The organism is Enterococcus sp. 1001283B150225_161107_E12 (assembly GCF_015556925.1).
GTDB lineage: Bacteria > Bacillota > Bacilli > Lactobacillales > Enterococcaceae > Enterococcus_B > Enterococcus_B mundtii.
In genome coordinates this window covers 52,997-71,995 of record NZ_JADNNI010000020.1, presented here as the reverse complement: position 1 = coordinate 71,995, position 18,999 = coordinate 52,997, and the positions used below count along the sequence as shown (strand labels likewise).

Annotated in this window: 14 protein-coding genes and 1 pseudogene; 1 reads left to right on the top strand and 14 read right to left on the bottom strand. The window is 38.7% G+C overall.

What is annotated here, in order from left to right; translation table 11 throughout:
* Positions 1 to 235: 235 nt before the first annotated feature.
* The 10 genes and pseudogenes from I2F89_RS13480 to I2F89_RS13435 all read right to left on the bottom strand — a co-directional run bounded on the left by I2F89_RS13480 (position 236) and on the right by I2F89_RS13435 (position 13,621).
* Positions 236 to 604: a type II toxin-antitoxin system PemK/MazF family toxin gene (locus I2F89_RS13480; RefSeq protein ID WP_195514499.1), complete on the bottom strand. Its 369-nt coding sequence runs from the start codon at positions 602 to 604 to the stop codon at positions 236 to 238.
* A pseudogene (mazE, locus tag I2F89_RS13475) lies at positions 604 to 824 on the bottom strand (type II toxin-antitoxin system PemI/MazE family antitoxin). The gene I2F89_RS13480 and the pseudogene mazE overlap by 1 nt, the downstream one beginning before the upstream one ends.
* A 292-nt stretch (positions 825 to 1,116) precedes the next feature.
* On the bottom strand, positions 1,117 to 2,940 hold the full coding sequence (locus I2F89_RS13470) for an APC family permease (RefSeq protein WP_195514498.1): 1,824 nt from the start codon (positions 2,938 to 2,940) through the stop codon (positions 1,117 to 1,119).
* A 299-nt stretch (positions 2,941 to 3,239) separates the two neighbouring features.
* Complete coding sequence (locus I2F89_RS13465; RefSeq protein ID WP_195514497.1) at positions 3,240 to 5,945, bottom strand: YhgE/Pip domain-containing protein; 2,706 nt, start codon at positions 5,943 to 5,945, stop codon at positions 3,240 to 3,242.
* A gap of 651 nt (positions 5,946 to 6,596) precedes the next feature.
* A complete protein-coding gene (locus tag I2F89_RS13460) occupies positions 6,597 to 6,959 on the bottom strand; it encodes a type II toxin-antitoxin system PemK/MazF family toxin (protein ID WP_019722700.1) in 363 nt (120 codons plus the stop codon).
* A 10-nt stretch (positions 6,960 to 6,969) separates the two neighbouring features.
* Positions 6,970 to 8,088 (bottom strand): alanine racemase, encoded by a 1,119-nt coding sequence (alr, locus tag I2F89_RS13455; protein WP_195514496.1) that lies wholly within the window; start codon positions 8,086 to 8,088, stop codon positions 6,970 to 6,972.
* Between the two features lie 15 nt (positions 8,089 to 8,103).
* Complete coding sequence (gene acpS, locus I2F89_RS13450; protein ID WP_010736606.1) at positions 8,104 to 8,454, bottom strand: holo-ACP synthase; 351 nt, start codon at positions 8,452 to 8,454, stop codon at positions 8,104 to 8,106.
* A gap of 709 nt (positions 8,455 to 9,163) precedes the next feature.
* Complete coding sequence (cshA, locus tag I2F89_RS13445) at positions 9,164 to 10,687, bottom strand: degradosome RNA helicase CshA (protein WP_195514495.1); 1,524 nt, start codon at positions 10,685 to 10,687, stop codon at positions 9,164 to 9,166.
* A gap of 316 nt (positions 10,688 to 11,003) precedes the next feature.
* The gene (locus I2F89_RS13440; RefSeq protein WP_195514494.1) at positions 11,004 to 12,356 is read right to left on the bottom strand and encodes a UDP-N-acetylmuramoyl-tripeptide--D-alanyl-D-alanine ligase; all 1,353 of its coding nucleotides are present in this window, start codon (positions 12,354 to 12,356) and stop codon (positions 11,004 to 11,006) included.
* 197 nt (positions 12,357 to 12,553) lie between these two features.
* Positions 12,554 to 13,621 (bottom strand): D-alanine--D-alanine ligase, encoded by a 1,068-nt coding sequence (locus tag I2F89_RS13435; RefSeq protein ID WP_019722696.1) that lies wholly within the window; start codon positions 13,619 to 13,621, stop codon positions 12,554 to 12,556.
* 178 nt (positions 13,622 to 13,799) lie between these two features.
* Between I2F89_RS13435 and I2F89_RS13430 the strand changes: the two genes are divergently transcribed.
* Entirely contained in the window at positions 13,800 to 15,545 is a 1,746-nt protein-coding gene (locus I2F89_RS13430; protein ID WP_195514493.1) for an ABC1 kinase family protein, read from the top strand.
* Positions 15,546 to 15,725: 180 nt separating this feature from the next.
* Here the strand turns inward: I2F89_RS13430 and I2F89_RS13425 are convergent, their stop codons facing one another.
* The 4 genes from I2F89_RS13425 to I2F89_RS13410 all read right to left on the bottom strand — a co-directional run bounded on the left by I2F89_RS13425 (position 15,726) and on the right by I2F89_RS13410 (position 18,991).
* Entirely contained in the window at positions 15,726 to 16,091 is a 366-nt protein-coding gene (locus tag I2F89_RS13425; RefSeq protein ID WP_071866119.1) for a DUF2512 family protein, read from the bottom strand.
* Positions 16,092 to 16,267: 176 nt separating this feature from the next.
* The gene (locus I2F89_RS13420) at positions 16,268 to 16,714 is read right to left on the bottom strand and encodes a YaiI/YqxD family protein (protein WP_071866118.1); all 447 of its coding nucleotides are present in this window, start codon (positions 16,712 to 16,714) and stop codon (positions 16,268 to 16,270) included.
* Complete coding sequence (locus I2F89_RS13415; RefSeq protein ID WP_074799589.1) at positions 16,695 to 18,068, bottom strand: hypothetical protein; 1,374 nt, start codon at positions 18,066 to 18,068, stop codon at positions 16,695 to 16,697. The genes I2F89_RS13420 and I2F89_RS13415 overlap by 20 nt, the downstream gene beginning before the upstream one ends.
* A 434-nt stretch (positions 18,069 to 18,502) precedes the next feature.
* Positions 18,503 to 18,991, bottom strand: coding sequence for a GNAT family N-acetyltransferase (locus tag I2F89_RS13410; RefSeq protein ID WP_177187663.1), 489 nt, complete (start codon positions 18,989 to 18,991; stop codon positions 18,503 to 18,505).
* Positions 18,992 to 18,999 lie beyond the last annotated feature (8 nt).

Genomic DNA, 18,999 nt, shown 5'->3' with positions numbered 1-18,999 from the left:
TACCCACCCCCGCCACTAAGATATTCTTTAACGATTTTTATCTTTAATTCAAAATGATATTTTGCCATACAAATAGCGACCCCCAAAAGTTAGATTTTTTGGTCTAACTTTTGGGGGTCGCTGCAAAATTCTTGATTTGGTGGTGTTTTTTTATTTAAAATTCAGATAGATAGTCATTGACTGAATCTTCTGGTATGTACAGTTCTACATAAACTATAAATAAATGAGTTGCTACTTACTCTGACAATAATGACGAAAAATCAAACACCATATCAATGATTTGCGCCACTTCACCTAATTCAGCCAGAGTGGCTTTCTCTACGAAGCGTATATTTCTCTGCTTTTCCATAAAATCAAATGTTTTGATTTGAAAAGGATTGATATATCCTTGTAGTTTATGCCTCTTATCTAATGCAATATGGTTTTTATATTTCGTATCAGTAATTGGACAAACCGCACACATTCCTGTTACTGCATTATAATGGTTCGCACTGACAACAATTGCAGGTCTTCTTTTTTTAATCTCTCTACCTATACTGGGATTGAAATTAATAATCACAAAATCGCCTTGTTTAGGCGTATAGCCATTAATAGTATATGCCATTAAATAATTTCCTTTCCTACAGGTGAATCCTCAGGAAAACCAGCACTTGCATCAATTGTTTCATCATTTTCAAATGCTTCATCAAAAATATTTTTTTCTTTTTTATAAACGTGATTGTATCGTCTTCTCCCTTAACAGCAATATACTCAATATTTTCTTCTATGCCAAATTTAGTAGGTACAGTTAAAACAATCGCATTACCTTGTTTCCTAGTCTTCATAATCTTCGCCCTCCATTCTATCTATTATCATCATAATATAAATACAACGTGAATACATTTTTCGTAAAATTGAATACCCAACCCAATTTCACATAACTATAAAAAAGGGAGTGGAACATCAATTCTCTACCACCACCTAAAATCGAATAAACGGCGGGAACAGAAGTAACCTCTTCGGAAATAAGGCGCCATCCACAAAAATTTGAAGAACAATTTTCGTGGATGGCGCCTTATTTCTCGAGGCTGAACACTTCTGTCCCGACCTCTAAAATTATTACTCACTATCATGTACTTATTTTTTCAAATGGTAGCTATACGTACTTACGACGATATTTTCACGCCAAGAAAGGCGTAAACGCAATCTCAGACTCGTCTGATTATGCAAGATATTCTGCCATCTGCGATTTGGGACAAATTGTGGAATCAATACGGTCGTCGTATAATTTTGTTTTGCAGCATTCTTGCTGACTATATCCACATAACGCAAAATCGGATTTTGGATCGACCGATAAGAAGAATGGACGATTGAAAGACGCACATCTGGAAAATGCTTTTTAAATTCTGCTTGGATCTCTTTTTCCTTTTCGATATCCTCATCTAATGAAACGTGCATAGCAACAACATAATCACCGATCGAACGCGCATAATTCAACGCTCCGGTATTTACCCGCGTAACGTTCCCTACAAGTACCAAAACCGTATTTCCTTCATACTCGTGTAAGTTTACTTCGTCTTCTAATCGAAGTTGTTCTGCTACTTTTTTATAATGATCATGGATTTTATAGAAGACGAACATGACGATTGGCATGATGATGAAGAACGGCCAAATATCACCTAAGCGGTAAACAAATAAAATTGCGATGATGGCATAAGAGATAAATGCACCCGTAATATTCGCAATTGATTTCGTCCACCACTTTTTGCCTTCTTTTTTCCATTTGATGACCATTCCTGTTTGCGATAATGCAAAGGGGATAAATACACCAATGGAATACAGTGGAATCAATCGTTCAGTAGAGCCATTGAAAATAAACAATAGCACAATCGACCCTAATGCAAGCGTGATGATCCCATTTGAGTACCCTAAACGATCACCACGATCTTGGTACATATGAGGCATGAATTTATCTTTTGCTAAGTTATACGCTAATACTGGAAAGGCAGAAAACCCTGTATTTGCTGCCACTGCCAAAATCAAGGCTGTCGCAAATTGCAAGATATAATACAAGATCCCATGTCCAAAAACAGCTTGTCCGATTTGGGAAAGAACAGTTACTTCTTTTTCAGGAACAATTCCATACCAATAGTTGATAAACGTGATCCCTACAAAAAAGAACCCTAAGATCACTGCCATCATCGTCAAGGTCATCGCTGCGTTTTTCGCCCGTGGCTTTTTGAAGAACGGTACCGCATTACTGATTGCCTCTACACCAGTCAATGAAGAAGAACCAGAAGAAAAAGCCCGTAAGATCAATGCGACGGAAACCCCAGGGACAACTGCACCAGGCAGTGCTGTTGCTTGTAATGGTACTGCCCCAGTCACGATATTAAACAAACCAACGACAATCAATAAGGAGATGACGAGAATAAATGTATAGACTGGGAATAGTAAAAACGAAGCTGACTCTCTCAGTCCACGTAAGTTCAACATCATCAACAAGAGGACGATAGTCACTGAAATCGCTACTTGATGCCCATATAGAGCTGGTATAGCAGAAGTAATCGCCTCTGCACCGGCTGAGACGGAAACCGCAACAGTCAGCATATAATCGATCAATAAAGACCCGCCCGAAATCAGTCCAGCATTTTTACCGAGGTTCTCACTACTAACAACGTAAGCCCCACCCCCGTGTGGATAAGCGTGAATGATCTGCCGATAAGAAAGAGTTAATGAAATCAATAAAATAATAACAAATGCAGCAATTGGCAATGAATACCAGATCGCAGCAGCAGACAACGCCACTAATACCACAACGATTTGTTCTGTTCCGTACGCAATCGATGACAACGCATCGGAAGATAGTAGTGCTAACGCAGCAAACCTTGTTAATTTATGCTCGTCGTTTTCCGCCGACTTCAACGGCTTCCCTACTAACAACCTTTTTAAGTAATCCAATTTCTATGCTCCTTTACACACCTTTTCCCCTACGAATTACAGGTGTCATTTTTTATAGTAAACAAGATGTTATAGTACGCCCTTGACCTTTAAATGTCAACAAAATTCGAGGAAAATATCGATAGAAAATCCCCATATTTTTTTAATTCATGTTTAGAGTGATTTACATAATTAAACCATTTAAATTCTCTGTTATAGAAAAAAGACGAGCTTAGGAAAATAACGTTATCCTAAACTCGTCTTCACTTAAAAACTGAGTCTTAAAATCTTTACGAGAAACGAATAGATGGTATCACGTTTTAGTGGAAGATTCGACTTTCATGCGCAGCTTCTTTGAATTTCTTCATTTTTTCACTCACAAATGGATACGACACTGTACCAACGATCCCTACGACAATAAATATGCCGACTAATATCAAAATCGCATGTAGGGCATTTGGCCAATAGATACCACCAGCTGATTCACGTAAGAGGTTGACTGCATGAGTAAATGGCAAGAAAGGATTGATCATTTGGAAAAATTTCCCTGAAACTTGAATTGGATAGTTCCCACCACCACCAGATATGGACAAGACAAGAATAATGATGGCTATCCCTTTGCCGACATTGTCAAACAGCGCTGCTAAAACATAGACGATCATCATAAATGACAAAGCAATCAAAACAGCAAACAGTACACTGTAGACTGGATTCACTACATACACACCAAGCAAGAACATGTTCCCTAAAGTAACGATCAAGCTTTGAGCGATCGCCATCGTCAAGAAGGTCAACATGCGGGCGCCAAACTGTTCCCGTTTTGTATAGTTTTTACGCGCTTTTTTATCTAAATAGTAATCTGTTGTAGCGACACTTGAAAGTAAGACCGCACCTACCCACAAACATAGCGCAGTATAGAACGGTGTACTTGCTGATCCATTATTAGGGATTGGATACAACGAATTAGTTTGTAGTTCCACAGGCATCGTAAAGAATTCACTTTCCTTTGTCGCATCTAATTTCAAGAGTTTGATGACTTCCCCAAGATCAACCTCTTCTTCTCCTTTACGGATCGCATCTGCGGCTTTTTGGATACCAGCTTTGATGTTTGGCCAGTCATTCGTGATCAAGTCTGCCGCAGCATTCACCGCTGTTTCGACTTCTGGCATTTTATCGTTGACGGTGGTCATTGTGGTATTGATTTCATTTTTGATCGTTGGCCAATCATTTTGGATAAAATCAGCAGCTAAACCAAGTTTCTCTTCTAATACAGGTAAGTCGTTATTGTATAGGTCAGCTCCCTTATTGATTCCATTTACGATCGTTTCCATATTATCATTTAGCATCGTATTCGCATCATGGACCTCTTGACCGATTGCAGGCATTTCTTTTTGATATTTCTCTAAGATCGCCACCGCATTTGTTACGGTTGCTTTGGTTGAATTTAATAGCGAATCAAAGTCGATTTGATCTGCTTTACTCAACGCACCTTGCGCCGTACTGATCGTATCGATCACTTGAGTCAAGATCGATTCAACGGTGGTGCTGACTTCATTTACATTGATACTACTGATCAATCCGTTGACAGAATTAGCAGCAGTTTGTACTTCTTCTAAAAGGCTAGTAACTTGAGAAATATCTCCTGCCTGAACAGCTTCATTTAATCGTGTTAATCGGTTTTGTAAATCAGTTAATACTGGTTTGACACTTTTCAATGTATCAATAATAGGTTGTAGTTTTGTATTACCAGCGTTGGCTTGTAAATCTTCCAAAAATGAAATCAACTTGTCAGTTGCTTGTTGTTGCTCATTAATACCGTTGATAAAATTAGTTAACAAGTTATTGATATTTTCTTTTTCCTCAGCTGTCAATTGCCCATCTTCGACAGCATTTTCGATTGTTTTCGCTAATGAACCTGTTGTGGTCGCTACTTGCCCAATCGAATCTAACGTCGTCTTCACGCTTGTCGTGATACCTGGTACGGCTTCTTTTAATTGTTCAGCGCCCGTTTTGGTATCCGCTGCGAGATTCTTCGCTTGTGATTCTAAATTTTTCACATCAGGTAAGATGTCTTGGACTTGTTGGATGATGGTCAATCCTTGTTTTGCTTCCTCGATTCCTTGATTCATCGTTTCTTCGATTGATGAAAAATCGTTGTCGATTTCAGCAATTTGTCGTCCAGCATCTTGGATCTCTGGGATTTTTTGTTGAAGGTCAAGAATGATTTTGGCTTGTTCCTTTAATTCTGGCATTTTATCGTTCAATTCAACGACCTTTTGTCCCATCTCATCCACTTCTGGGAGATAATCAACAAATTCATTTGCTTTCGCTAATTTGTCTTTGATATCTGGTAGTTGTTTTTGTAGATCAAGTACTTGTTGGGTATAGCCATCGATCGTATCCAAGTTTTCATCTGTTGATAGAATCATTGATTTTACTTTATTGATACTTACCAGGTTTGTATCAATATCGTACCCAATTTCATTAAAGACTTTTAGTAAAGTTTCGCTCGCCGTTCGAATAAATTCACTGGAGATTTGTGATTGGATCGTAGATGCACCTTTATCTGTGATTTTTGGTGCAATGGCATTGATTTTTTCATTGACTGTATATTCAATTTCCGGCTTTTTGATATCACCACTCGTAAAGCTTAATAAATCCTCCGAGAAATTCTCTGGCAAATAGATACCAGCATAATATTCCCCAGACCGTACACCGTCTTCTAATTCTTTTTTAGAGTCAACGAACTGCCAACCTAAATCTTTATTTTCATGTAATGATTTCAGTACTTCTTTTCCGATGGCGACTTCTTGTCCTTCAAACTCAGCCGGCTTGTCTGCACTATAAACAGCAATCGGTAATTCCCCTGTATTGCCATAAGGGTCCCATAATGCTTTGATATTGAACCAAGCATATAATGAAGGAATGATCATAATTGCGATGATCAAAAGAGTCGCAACAGGATTTTTAAAAATTCGTTTCCAATCAAGTAAATATAAGTTTATTGTATTTTTTATTGATTTCATATTCATCACCTTTTTTTGTTTCAGCTGCATCACTTTATCATGAAAACCATACGATTTTCAATCCTATTTTCAATCAAGCAACTAATTTTTTGACAGTTAAATCAAACTGTCCGAATATTGTCATCTTTTGCTTAACAAATAATTAATCTTCTTTTATTCGCTAGTCCACTACCAAATGTAGCATCCCGAGAATTTTTTATGTGTAGTCAAATAAATCTGTTATAAAAAGCTTACCATAGTTTCTAAAAAAATGTCTAAATTGGTTACTCATAAAATTATAATCTTATTTTCAATATATATGCATAGTTATTTTATAAACTAAATCTTCTGATAGAACTGGAAAATCCGGTAAACCTGAACCACACAAACAAAAAAAGGCACGACAGCCAGAGGTCGGGATCGAAGTGTTTAGCTTCGAGAAATAAGGCACCATCCACGAAAATTGTTTTTCAAATTTTTGTGGATGGCGCCTTATTTTCGAAGAGGTTACTTCTGTTCCCGCCGTTTATTCGGTTTTAGGTGGTGCGATAGGACGAATGTCCCAGACCGTTGAAGTTCCTCTTTTTTTGTTGTTGCCAAGCGCTGAATCGCGCAATGATTGACTAAACACACGGTGCTATTTTTTATGTATAAACGTGCTGTTTTTGTCTTTTATTTTGACACTGGGACAAGCGCTTCGATACCAACACTGATTTTCAATGCACGATCGACATCTAACATGATCGATCGTTCTAAATGACAGACTTTTTCTTTTAATCTGGACTTATCAATCGTTCTGATTTGTTCAAGTAAAATGACTGAGTCTCTTTCGATCCCTGTTCCGGTCGCTTTGATTCCTATATGTGTGGGCAATTTAGGTTTCGCCATTTTCGCAGTAATTGCTGCTACGATGACCGTTGGACTAAAATGATTACCTAAATTGTTCTGAATCACTAAGACCGGTCTTGTCCCACCTTGTTCTGATCCTACCACCGGAGAAAGATCAGCAAAATAAATATCTCCTCTTTTTACCATACGCCTCTCCTCACTCTTGATATTCTCTAGGTATACGGGGCCCTAGCACACATGCGACTTCGTAATGGATCGTACCCAATTGATCTGCTACATCTTGCATTGTGATTTTAGCCTGTTGATTTTTCCCGATCAACGTAACTTTAGTTCCTACTGGCATTTGATAGGGCAGACGGATCATCAATTGATCCATGCATACACGACCAATGATCTCACAATAATTTCCCTCCACTAATAATGAGAAACCTTGCATTTTCCGTAACCAACCATCTGCGTAACCGATTGGTACAGTTCCGATCCATTCTGAAGCTGAAGTCGTATAGGTTTTTCCATAACCTACACCTTCTCCTGCTGACAACTCTTTCACTTGGATCAATTCAGATACAAGTTCAAGCGCTGGTTGTAGGGGATACACTTCCGCTAACGCGTGACCGGATGGATTCAAGCCATACATTGCTACCCCATAGCGGATCATATTGCCTATAGCTTTTTCGTGCCATAATGCAGTGGCACTATTACTGCTGTGGATATATCTTGGTAAAGTAGGTAGACTTTCGATGATCTCAATGAATTTTTGGTTCTGCTGTTCCCAATAGGTGGTATCTGCTTGATCTGCTGTGGAAAAATGAGTATAGATCCCTTCCCATTCTAAATTGGGACTATCTTGGATGATTTCCACTGCCTCATTCACTTCTGCACTATTGAGAAAGCCAATTCTTCCCATTCCGGTATCGACTTTCAAATGCAATTTCAATAAATATTCTAGATGTCGTTCTGCTATATAAGTAGCCGCAGCTTCCAACCATTCTTTTGTTCCCGCAGTAATGGATAGATCGTGGATGACTGCAAGTGTCAACGCATCGATTGGAATCATATTCAATACAAGAATAGGTTGTGTGAAACCTGCCTCTCTCAGCTCGATTCCCTCATCTAAAGTAGCTACGCAAAAACCAGAAGCTCCACCTTTTTTTGCAGCTTCTGCTGTTTCGATTGCTCCATGACCATAACCATCTGCTTTGACAACAGCAAACAATTCTTTCCCATTCAATCGAGCTATTTCATTTGCTACATTTTCTGTAATTGCCTGTTTATGTACAATTGCTTTTGTCGGACGATGCCAAGCAATAACCATTGTTCTTCCTTCTTTCTAGTCTTCTAAAATAATCTGTGCAAAAGCTAACTCGTCTGTATGTGTGATGCTGACCCAGACTGCTCCTTCATGTGGAGATTTCGTTACAATTGGTTGTCCTGATCCATTTTTTAAAATTTCGATCTCTTGAAAGGTAACTTTACCGATCCCTGTTCCCCAAGCCTTTGAAAAAGCTTCTTTACATGCATAACGACCGCCTAAAAACTCAACCTGACGATGAAATGGCAGCAAACGAAACATTTCGATTTCACTTGGTGTCAGTACACGATCAATAAAGTTTTGCTTTTCTTTAATGATCTTAGCAATCCTCGACAGTTCAACTGCATCAATCCCAATCCCTTTTATCATACACGATTCTCTTTTCAAAAAATTTTAGAACACTCTAATTCTACCAAATTTTAGACAATTTACCACCAATAAGTCTAGAAATAACAAAAATGAAAGTTGTTCCCTAGTGAAAAACCACTTCTTCATTTTCTCCAATAAAAAACCATTGAGAATTGATTGCTAAAAATCTCTGACGCAAAGAAAACAGTTCAAGTCACTTCATTGCTTTTTTTTACGAACGTTTTTCAAAAAAATAAGACGTACAATTCGAAAAACAGCTGATATATAAATCATTTTCCGCATTGTTTGTTTATAAAATGATTTTATTGGTATTAATTCTAATTTACCATGGATCACGCATAAAAAAAGAAATTATTTTTACTTAATAAACAAAAAAAACAAAAATTTGTTGCTATATCCTTAAAAAGCTAAATATTTTATTTTTTTAAATAACATTTTTGTTAAAGTTATCTAAATTACCTGCTAAAAGGAGGAACTACGTTAAATTTATACTTAATACTCTTAGACTTCCCATTATTAGTAGATTTTTACCCTATGATCTCTACTTCTTTATGTAATGAAAGAGAGCGTATGTTTGTTTTTTTATTATCTATCAATTCCAAATAAACAATACAAAATAAGCCCGTCAAGGCCAAAAATAGGTAAGCTATTTTTGGATCTGACGGGCTTATTCGGATGGTCCTTCTGAGACCACCCCTTTACATGTGGATTAGTCGTTGTTCGTGCGGATCACGAAACCACGTTTTTTGTCGTTTGTGCGTTTTCCACCATTGTCTTTTTGTTTGTTATGGTTTTTGCTGTAGCTACCGCTACCTTTTGAATTTTTGTTGCCACGGTAGTTGCCATTATCACGACGATTACGGCTGTTTCCGCCACCACGTTTACCATTTTTGTTGTAGCCTTTTTTCTGCATTGGCAATGGACGTTCTGGTGTGATTTTTACTGGTGTTGCATCTGATGGATCTTTGGCTGTTGTTTTCAACAATAAAGCGACTAAATCTTGAGCAGAGTATTCTTCCAATAATTTATCCGCAGTTTGCAGATATTTATCTAAGCCATTCTCTTCAAGTTTTTCTTCGATTTGTTCAATAGCAGCGCCTAGTTGTCCTTTGAATGCTTCTTTTTCAGTCGGTGGACGTAAAGTTGTCATACGTTTTTTCGTTAAGTTTTCAATAACATGTAAGTAACCCATTTCGTTTGGTGTAACGAAAGTTACTGACATACCACCTTTACCTGCACGACCAGTACGACCGATACGGTGAACATAGCTTTCTGGGTCTTGTGGGATATCATAGTTGTATACATGAGTAACTCCTGAGATATCTAAACCACGTGCAGCTACGTCTGTAGCAACTAAAATATCTAAATGACCACTCTTGAATGAACGTAATACGCTCATACGTTTTTGTTGGGAAAGGTCGCCATGGATACCTTCTGCACGATAGCCACGAGCTTCTAAGCCACGAGCTAATTCATCTACACGACGTTTTGTACGTCCGAAGACGATCGTTAATTCTGGTGATTGTACATCGAGCAAGCGAGTCATCACATCGAATTTTTCGTATTCTTTTGCGCGTACATAGTATTGATCGATCAAATCAGCAGTCATTTCTTTGGTTTTGATTTTCACGTGTGTTGGATCTTTCATGAATTTCACACCGATGTTTTTGATTGCTGGTGGCATTGTTGCTGAGAACAATAGTGTTTGACGTTGGTCTGGTACTTTAGAGATAATACTTTCGATATCTTCTAAGAAGCCCATGTTCAACATTTCGTCTGCTTCATCTAATACTAATGTTTCAACTGTTCCAAGTTTCAATGTGTGGCGGTTGATATGGTCTAACATACGACCTGGTGTACCAACGACGATATGTGGACGGTCTTTCAATCCACGGATTTGGCGACCGATATCGGCGCCACCATAGACAGCTTGGACACGGACACGTTTGTCACGTCCTAAACGATAAAGTTCTTCTTGTGTTTGGATCGCTAATTCACGTGTTGGTGCAATAACCAATCCTTGTAGTTCTTGACGATTTGCATCGATTTTCTCTAACATCGGTAAGCCAAACGCAGCAGTTTTACCTGTTCCTGTTTGTGCTTGTCCAATCACATCTTTACCTTGTAAAGCAAGTGGGATTGTTTCTGATTGGATCGGTGTCGCTTCTTCAAATCCTGCACGTTCTACTGATTTTAATAATTCTGGTGATAATTCTAGTTCTTTAAATTTCAAATGAATCCTCCTATATGGTTGTTAACTGAGGATGTAGCTATAGTTTGCTACCCCGTCTTTTGTTCGGTCAAAGTGTCTGTTGCTTTTTTGACAGTGGCCACGCACGTTTCCCATCCATTCTTAGCCCCTGTGGCACCACCGAAAAATCACTTTGCGAAGTTTAGGCATTAGAAAAGCCAAACGGGTCGCGTTCAGCTTTATCATTGTTATGACATCTGGCTTTCGCATTTCATCATCAAGCCAGTCCAATTTCTCTTCATCTTTCGGCAATAGGTTATTCTAGCATAATTTATTGTTTTCTGCAAGTTTACAGTTTTTATTTCATTTCTTGTAGTCGTTCGACCACTTCAATCAAGCCCATACTATTACTACCTTTTAGTACAATCGTGTCATCTGGCTGGATCTCAGCAATCACCGCTGCAATCAATTGCTCTTTATTTTCTTCGGTATAATAAACCGGCAAATCAGGATATTTCTGAGCCAAAGCATCTTTTAACGCCTGCATTTCTTTTCCATACAAAAAGATCATCGAAAAGATGTCTGAAGAAATATGTTCACTCATGGAAGCATGCATGAGAGGCGAGTCTACCCCTAGCTCCAACATATCGGCTAACACGGCAAGTTTTCGTCCCGCTGCTGGGAGGCTTGCTACAGTATCTAAGACTAATCCCATAGCTGTAGGATTGGCATTATAAACATCGCTTAAGATCGCTGCCCCGTTTCCAACAGTCAGCCATTCTGTTCGGTTTTGTGTCACTGTGACAGTTGCTAGACCTCGTCGGATTTCCGACAGAGACAACTCGAAAAACTGCCCGATCGCATAAGCAATCAGCGCGTTCGTCACATTATACTTACCAGGTAAAGGGATCGTGAATGATTCGCCTTCAACGATAAATGTCGTTTGTTGCTTTTCTTCGATGATTCGTTGTGCAGAAATATCGCCTTGTTCGATTCCAAACGTCTTGATTTTTTGAGACAACGGAGCAATCAACGGTTCTAACAATGGTTCATTATTCGGTACGATCAATAATCCGTCTGGTAGCAACCCATCAGCAATCTCCATTTTTGCTTTGGCGATGCCTTCTCGTGACCCTAAATTCTCGATATGAGCCTCACCGATCATCGTGATTGCTGCAACTTTTGGTTGTGCCAGCAACGAGAGTTCCGTAATTTCATTGGCATGATCCATTCCCATTTCTAAAACGATTTTTTCAGTATCTTGAGGCATATGCAAGATCGTATAAGGCATGCCAATATTATTATTGTAATTTCCTTGTGTTTTATAAGTTTTATATCCTTGCGCTAAGACAGAAGCTGTTAGATCCTTTGTGGTCGTCTTCCCATTACTACCGGTAACAGCCACCACATCTGCCCCAACTTTTTTCAAATAGTATTGCGCCAACTCTTGCATTGCTTTTAAAGGATCAGAAACTGGTATGATCTCGATCCCCTCTGGTGCCTTTTCGGCTGCCCAACTCCAAAAAGAAGCAACTGCCCCATTTGCGATAGCTTGTTCAATAAATTCATGCCCATCTCTTGCGCCCGCTAAAGGAACGAACAAATCGCCTTCTTTGATTTTGCGGCTATCAAATTCTACTCCTGTGATTGATTGGGTTGACTCATGGTGACTTCCAACTGCTTGAGCAATTTCTTGTATTGTTATGTTCATCCATTCTCTGTCCTTTCGATTTAGACCAGTAGTCCTATAGGAATAGGAACAAAAAAGGTGGTGAAAATCGCCAATACTGATAGCGTCGAATAGTAAAAATCTTTCGCTTTCAATCAGTACCAGATGATCATCCACAACCTTTATTTTGCTATACATACTACTTCGACACATACATACTTGTGCTGATTACGTTTCAATTAGTCAAAGAAACTTTGTCTTTGATTATAACGGTTCAAGCCTAATTGGATCAACTCTTCAATCAAGTCACCGTATTTCAAGCCCATATTTTCCCAAAGCAATGGGTACATGCTGAATGCTGTAAATCCAGGCATTGAATTTAATTCATTCAGGAATAATTCATTTTTATTCGTCAAGAAGAAATCACAACGGCTCAAGCCACTTCCACCTAACATCGTATACGCTAATTTTGCATACTCTTGTGCTTTTTGATGGACTTCTTCTGGTACTTCGGCTGGAATCTGCATCTCGATGCGATTATTGATGTACTTCGCATCATAATCGTAAAATGCCACGTCTTTTACCACTTCACCAGGCAAGGTCGTGCGGACGTCTTCATTTCCTAAAACAGCGACTTCGATCTCCCGTGCTTCGATTCCTTGTTCAACGATGGCACGTGAATCGTATTGGTAAGCTGTTGCTAAGGCATTCTGTAATTCTTCTCGATTTTCAGCTTTAGTGATCCCCACGCTCGAACCCATATTTGCTGGCTTCACGAACATCGGATAAAGCAATGAGCCTTCACATTGGTCAAATACCTTTTTAGGATTTTCTTTCCATTGATTCTTCAAAACTGGAACATAAGGTACTTGCGGTACTCCGGCTGCTTGTAAAATATATTTTGTCATGATCTTATCCATGGCACAAGCACTCGTCAACACACCCGCACCGACATAAGGCATATTCAAGGTTTCCAAGAATCCTTGGATCGTGCCATCCTCACCATTTGGACCGTGTAGAACTGGGAAGACGATGGTTCCTTCTTCTTTGATCTCTCCTGGATTGATGACAGTGCCGGTAAATCCTTCTGTCATTTTCCCACTTGGGTCCCACGTCAAGTGCAATTCTTCTTCACTTGTAGGTTTTTCAGTCAACAATGGGCCTTTGACCCATTGGCCGTCTTTACTAATAAATACGAGCTGTACTTGATAATAAGCATAATAAATAGCATTTAAAACGGAAAACGCTGAAAGAATCGAAACTTCGTGTTCCGCACTGCGTCCACCATATAATAAAGTAATCTTCAAAAGATTTTCCTCCTGTATTCGATATCATTCATTTTTACTTCATATTTTAGCACAAAAACAAAAGATGCAAACAGCTTATTTGAAAAAAGGTGAGGTACGTGTCATTTTATTCAAAAAACAGCGGAATAGTTGTCGCTTTTTTTCTTTATCGTTATGATAAGAGAAAGGAGGCATAGTTATGACCAAAACTACTTCTCGAAGCCGCTTAACAGAAATCATTCACGTATTCATCAAAGAAAATGTTCTGCCTAATCTGATCCAACAAAAAAATCCTGAACAAGTAAAAAAAGCCTTTGAAGAACTTGGCTCAACCTTTATAAAAATTGGGCAAATGCTTTCTGTACGTGATGACTTACTCTCTGCTGAGTTTACTAAGACATTCAAAACATTGCAAGACAATGTACCAAGTGATCCCTTTGTCACGACGAAAAAAACGATTGAACAGGAATTAGACGCATCCTTAGAAACGATTTTTACTAGCTTCAATAAAGCACCTTTCGCTTCTGCCTCTATGGGGCAAGCGCATCGTGCAACATTAAAGAATGGCGATGCAGTCGTCGTAAAAGTCCAACATCCAAATATTGCGAAGGAAATCATGATGGACTTACAGTTATTTGAACGGGCGATTCCTTTGATCAAATATATTCCTGAAACAAGCGTCATCGATTTAAAAGGCGTGTTGCAAGAAGTCAAACGTTCATTGACAAACGAGTTGGACTTCTACAAAGAAAGTCAAAATGGCGCACGTTTCTATGACCTAAACAACCATTGGTATGAAATTAGATCCCCTAAAATCTATGAGGCACTTTGCACAAAAAAAGTCATTGTGATGGAAGAAATGTCTGGAAAGAACTTCAACCAATTGATGAATCTTGAAGAAACGGATGAACGTCTCATTGAGACACTTACGAATACTCAATTGAAACAACAAGTGGCTAAACGATTGATTGAACATTTTATGAAGCAAATCTTTGACGATGGGTTTTTTCATGCCGATCCACATCCTGGGAATTTATTGTTCCATCCTTTAAGCGTTGAAGAACTTTCAGAAAATGTAACGACAGACACAAAAGAACACCAAAAACAACTAGGCGCGATTTCTTTCAAAACGACTGCTACTGTCACTGAACCATTGCAACCATATACAATCAGTTATATTGATTTCGGTATGATGGGTAGTCTCTCCGCTTCGCTAAGACAAAAGCTGATGGAAATCGTTTTAGCGATTTATGCACGAGATATTTACCGTATTGAAAAAGCCGTCATCAACTTATGTCAACAAGAAGGGCCTTTTGATGAAAGTGAATTCCATCAACAACTCGCTAGCTTTTTGACGCAATATTTAGACCTCCCCCTTGAAGAAATCGACTTGCAAGAAGTCTTTGCGCAGATCGTCTCGATTTGCCACCAGAACAACTTACAAATCGATCGTGATATCACGTTATTGCTTAAAGCGTTTAGCACATTAGAAGGAGTGATTCGTGTCCTTGATCCTGAAGTTTCTTTGATGGAAGTCGCTACACCTATTGCACAACGTTATTTCTTGGCACATCTCTCTGTCGAAGATACATTGAAGCAAGCGGGCTTAGATATACTCGATGGTATCAAAACCGTACCGAAAATCCCACAGCAAGTCTACCATCTTCTAGAAACTTGGCGTTCTGGACAAGGAAAAATCAATTTGGAACTAAAGAAACAAGACCAACTGATGAACCGGATCGAAAGTATGGTGAACCGCTTAGTATTTGGTGTGATACTCGCCGCATTGATCGTCGGTTCTTCGCTGCTCGTCCAAGCTGCACCAGACGATCAAATCAATTTTATTACACTATTAGGTATATTCACGTATACGATCGCAGCTGTAGTCATTCTCTTTTTAGCCATCGATACATTGATCAACTATTATAAAAAACGACGGAAATAAACGAAAACATCCCAAAATATGAAACTATTTTCGGATGTTCTCGTTTATTTTTTAAGCTGTGTGCTTTTGACACAACCTCATTGCTTGATGATTAGAGTTAAGGATACACACTATTCCTGTTTTTTAGTCTGTAGCCTTTTGCTCGCTATCTATTTGATAATTTCAGCTTTTTTTGTTTGATTATTTCATTTTTCGTTCATCTGGTACGATTCTTTGTGACAACAACCACTTATGGAAGAACCATTCAGCGATCCCGATCAATAACGCAGGTATTAAAACCTTCATCCAAATATCCGTCATATCGTTCATAAAATAAAGATATAACCATAGAATGACTGCAGCTGAACCAGCATCTGCAATTGTAGCCGCGATATTTCCTACTTTTCGTAAAATCACCAAATCACCTAATACATAGATCATGACAACAATGATTACTCCGACAATCGTTGAATCCATGAAACTAACACCATACAGTCCCGTTAAAACGATCCACAAAATTGCCCAAATCATGATTGCTTTTACCACCAACGCCTTCACATGTTTCATTTTCTGCACTCCCTTCTTTTTTGGTTAAAAATATATGATTATATAATTAAATAATCTTCATAATTATATCTTTTGTTATAGAATCAATCAAAGATATCGTACTTATTTTAGCAATAAAAAAGATGAACACCGCTTCTGTTTAGTTAGAAACAATGTTCACCTGTTTTATATTCTATTCAACTTTCTTTAAGCGCTCGGATCAGCGCTTCTTTGAACCGTTGGTGATCTTCGTGAGTGAAAGGCTTCGGCCCTTTCGTCCGGATACCCGCTTTTCTCAACTTACTGCTTTGGTAACGTTGTTCCAATAATCCGTCAATGTTCGTGGTATCAAACTCTTTCCCCGATTGATGAAAGACTCTAACACCTTTAGGTAAGACCAGTGAAGCTAAGCCATAATCTTGAGTGATCAAAAAATCACCATTTTTGATCAGCCCGACGATTTTATAATCTGCACTGTCTGCCCCTTTATCGACATAAACAAACTGTACATAACTTGGATACTCTTTATTAGTATAGTGATCGACACTTGTCACGATCATTACCTCTAATTGAAAAGATGCCGCAATTTCAATCACATCATTTTTCACTGGAGAGCCGTCACCATCAATGAATATTTTTCGCATGTTCTTTCCTCCATAAAAGATAAACAGCAGTTACCCCAAGGAGCAATACACTGACATTTATCCATTTTACGTAAACTAACAATTGGATCATCGCGTTTGGCACGCTCAGACTACCAGTCAGTTGGAGCAATACACTCACAGGTTTGTCCAACCATTGTGCCATCAACAACATCAATGACATCAATAAGAATTGATGGGTCACACTTCCTTTGTTTTGCGTCGTAAACTTCTTGATCACGCGATTATCCATCGGTATTTCTGCGTCGATCTCATAATACGTACGATTCAACCAACTGCCTATTATCGCATGCCAAAAACTTAATAAGAATAAGCCAACCACAAAACCGATTTGTGGAAGTAACAGTACCATCAACGAACTAAATACTCCGGCTAGTTGAATGAGGACTGGTTCGATCGTCGGAATCTGGATCACTTGATTGCCAATGATTTTAGCTAACACCATCCCTGCAACATAAGGTAAATACATATACACGCCCAAATAGTCGAAACCATAGATACGACCGATATAAAGTGTCCCGAATAAAAAAAGAAAATTGCCTAACATGCCATTCAAAAAAGTAAAACTATTCAACCAAGTGGGTAATTTCCAATGCTTTCTCGCTCTCCCAAGATAAAAAGCCGCAAATAGAAACAACAGCATAAATCCATAGATTGCCACATCAAATAACGCAGGGTCAATCAACAAACGAGCATTTCTCAAAAGAAACAACAAAACGAAAAAGCCGATAAATAAAAGCAACTCTTTGGTAACTACCACATTCGACTTCATCTCTTTAAAATCTAATTCGTAGCGTGGATAATGACTGACCGTATGGTATGCCATAATATAGAACAATGTATATAAAGCTAACGTCATGACGACTTGTGTTGACCCAGGAAGCTCGATCACCCGAAACAAAAGAAGCAACAACAAAATCGCAAATGGAAATTTATTTGCTGACATGTTCGTGAATCCCTGTTGTTTTTCATGGTAATTCACTGTGATATTTGTGGGGATCAGCCATGCCGCACTTAGTCCTAAAAGTACACTTGATAGATAATACAACGGGAAATAAAGGACACCAAAAATCCCGATCAACGAACCTGCACCACCCATCAATAAAGAAATCATCAACAAGGTATAGCTATCCAGACCAAAGCGAATACTACTAACTAAAAACAGACCTGTCATGCGAAAGGTATAGAACAAAGTGAAGGGTAAAATCGATAACCATTGGTTCCCATCACTCAAACTTAAAAATAAAAGATACGGCACCAAGATAACCGTATTACTCAAAATAAAAGGTGTCGTCTGGGTAAAGTTCCGCCCAAATCGTTTGATTTTATCAATCATATAAAAACTCCTTACGTGTTAAACATGAGTGACTTGTCATGTCAACGCATCATCTCTATAGACATACCCACATGTCTGTAGGTACAAAACTGATTATACCATAGGAGCAAAGCAGTCAACACCCTATAGAGGTTGTGAAAGCAGCACACTGATCCGCAGTCAACCGATAGAAAAAAAAGCAGGAACCCCACAAAATTTGACTAGCAAATTTGGGAATCCCTGCTTATTTTTGAGTGTTGAACATTTCTGTTCGCCACTCACTGGTGCCTGAAAGATTCAGACAGACAAGCCCTTCTCCACAAAAGTCTTGTCCAGCACGCCTACATCCGGTAGGTGATCCGTGGATCATGTGCCGCCAAAATCAATTAGACCTCTAACGTTCAGAGATCTTCTCGACCCGTCGCATAACGTATACTTTAACACAACCAACCATTTTATGCGAGTCTTTTTTTCATTTTATAATCAACCATTTGAAATCCTTCGCCGATATCGCTGATCAATTCTCCCTCAATGACAAATCCCTGATGTTGATAGACTGCGATTGCTTGTTGATTTCCTTGATTGACACGCAAGAAAATCTCCTGTGCTTCTGTTTCTTTTGCTAGTTGTTCGTACCAACGAAAAATTTCAGAGGTCAAACCTTTCCCTCGTACTTCTCGAAGAATATAGAGTTTACTTAAATAGATCGAAGAACCCATCTTTTCATAAGCAGTATAGCCAACCGTCCGCCCATCTAGCTTCAATAAGAAATAATTGACTCCTGTTGCACATTCTTTTTCAATCTGTTCTTTTGATTGATATGTTTCCAACATATAAGCGACTTGCTTTTGACCGATGATCGGCGTAAAGGCTTCTGGCCATACGTCATGGATAACTGCCACGAGTTCATCGAGTTCTTTCTCAGTTACTATTACTTTCTCCAACATTTACT

Excerpts from the sequence above, each read along its gene's own strand:
- I2F89_RS13480 (WP_195514499.1), bottom strand. The coding sequence starts at position 604 with ATGGCATATACTATTAATGGCTATACGCCTAAACAAGGCGATTTTGTG.
- I2F89_RS13465 (WP_195514497.1), bottom strand. The coding sequence starts at position 5,945 with ATGAAATCAATAAAAAATACAATAAACTTATATTTACTTGATTGGAAA.
- I2F89_RS13460 (WP_019722700.1), bottom strand. The coding sequence starts at position 6,959 with ATGGTAAAAAGAGGAGATATTTATTTTGCTGATCTTTCTCCGGTGGTA.
- alr (WP_195514496.1), bottom strand. The coding sequence starts at position 8,088 with ATGGTTATTGCTTGGCATCGTCCGACAAAAGCAATTGTACATAAACAG.
- acpS (WP_010736606.1), bottom strand. The coding sequence starts at position 8,454 with ATGATAAAAGGGATTGGGATTGATGCAGTTGAACTGTCGAGGATTGCT.
- I2F89_RS13440 (WP_195514494.1), bottom strand. The coding sequence starts at position 12,356 with ATGAACATAACAATACAAGAAATTGCTCAAGCAGTTGGAAGTCACCAT.
- I2F89_RS13430 (WP_195514493.1), top strand. The coding sequence starts at position 13,800 with ATGACCAAAACTACTTCTCGAAGCCGCTTAACAGAAATCATTCACGTA.
- I2F89_RS13425 (WP_071866119.1), bottom strand. The coding sequence starts at position 16,091 with ATGAAACATGTGAAGGCGTTGGTGGTAAAAGCAATCATGATTTGGGCA.
- I2F89_RS13420 (WP_071866118.1), bottom strand. The coding sequence starts at position 16,714 with ATGCGAAAAATATTCATTGATGGTGACGGCTCTCCAGTGAAAAATGAT.
- I2F89_RS13415 (WP_074799589.1), bottom strand. The coding sequence starts at position 18,068 with ATGATTGATAAAATCAAACGATTTGGGCGGAACTTTACCCAGACGACA.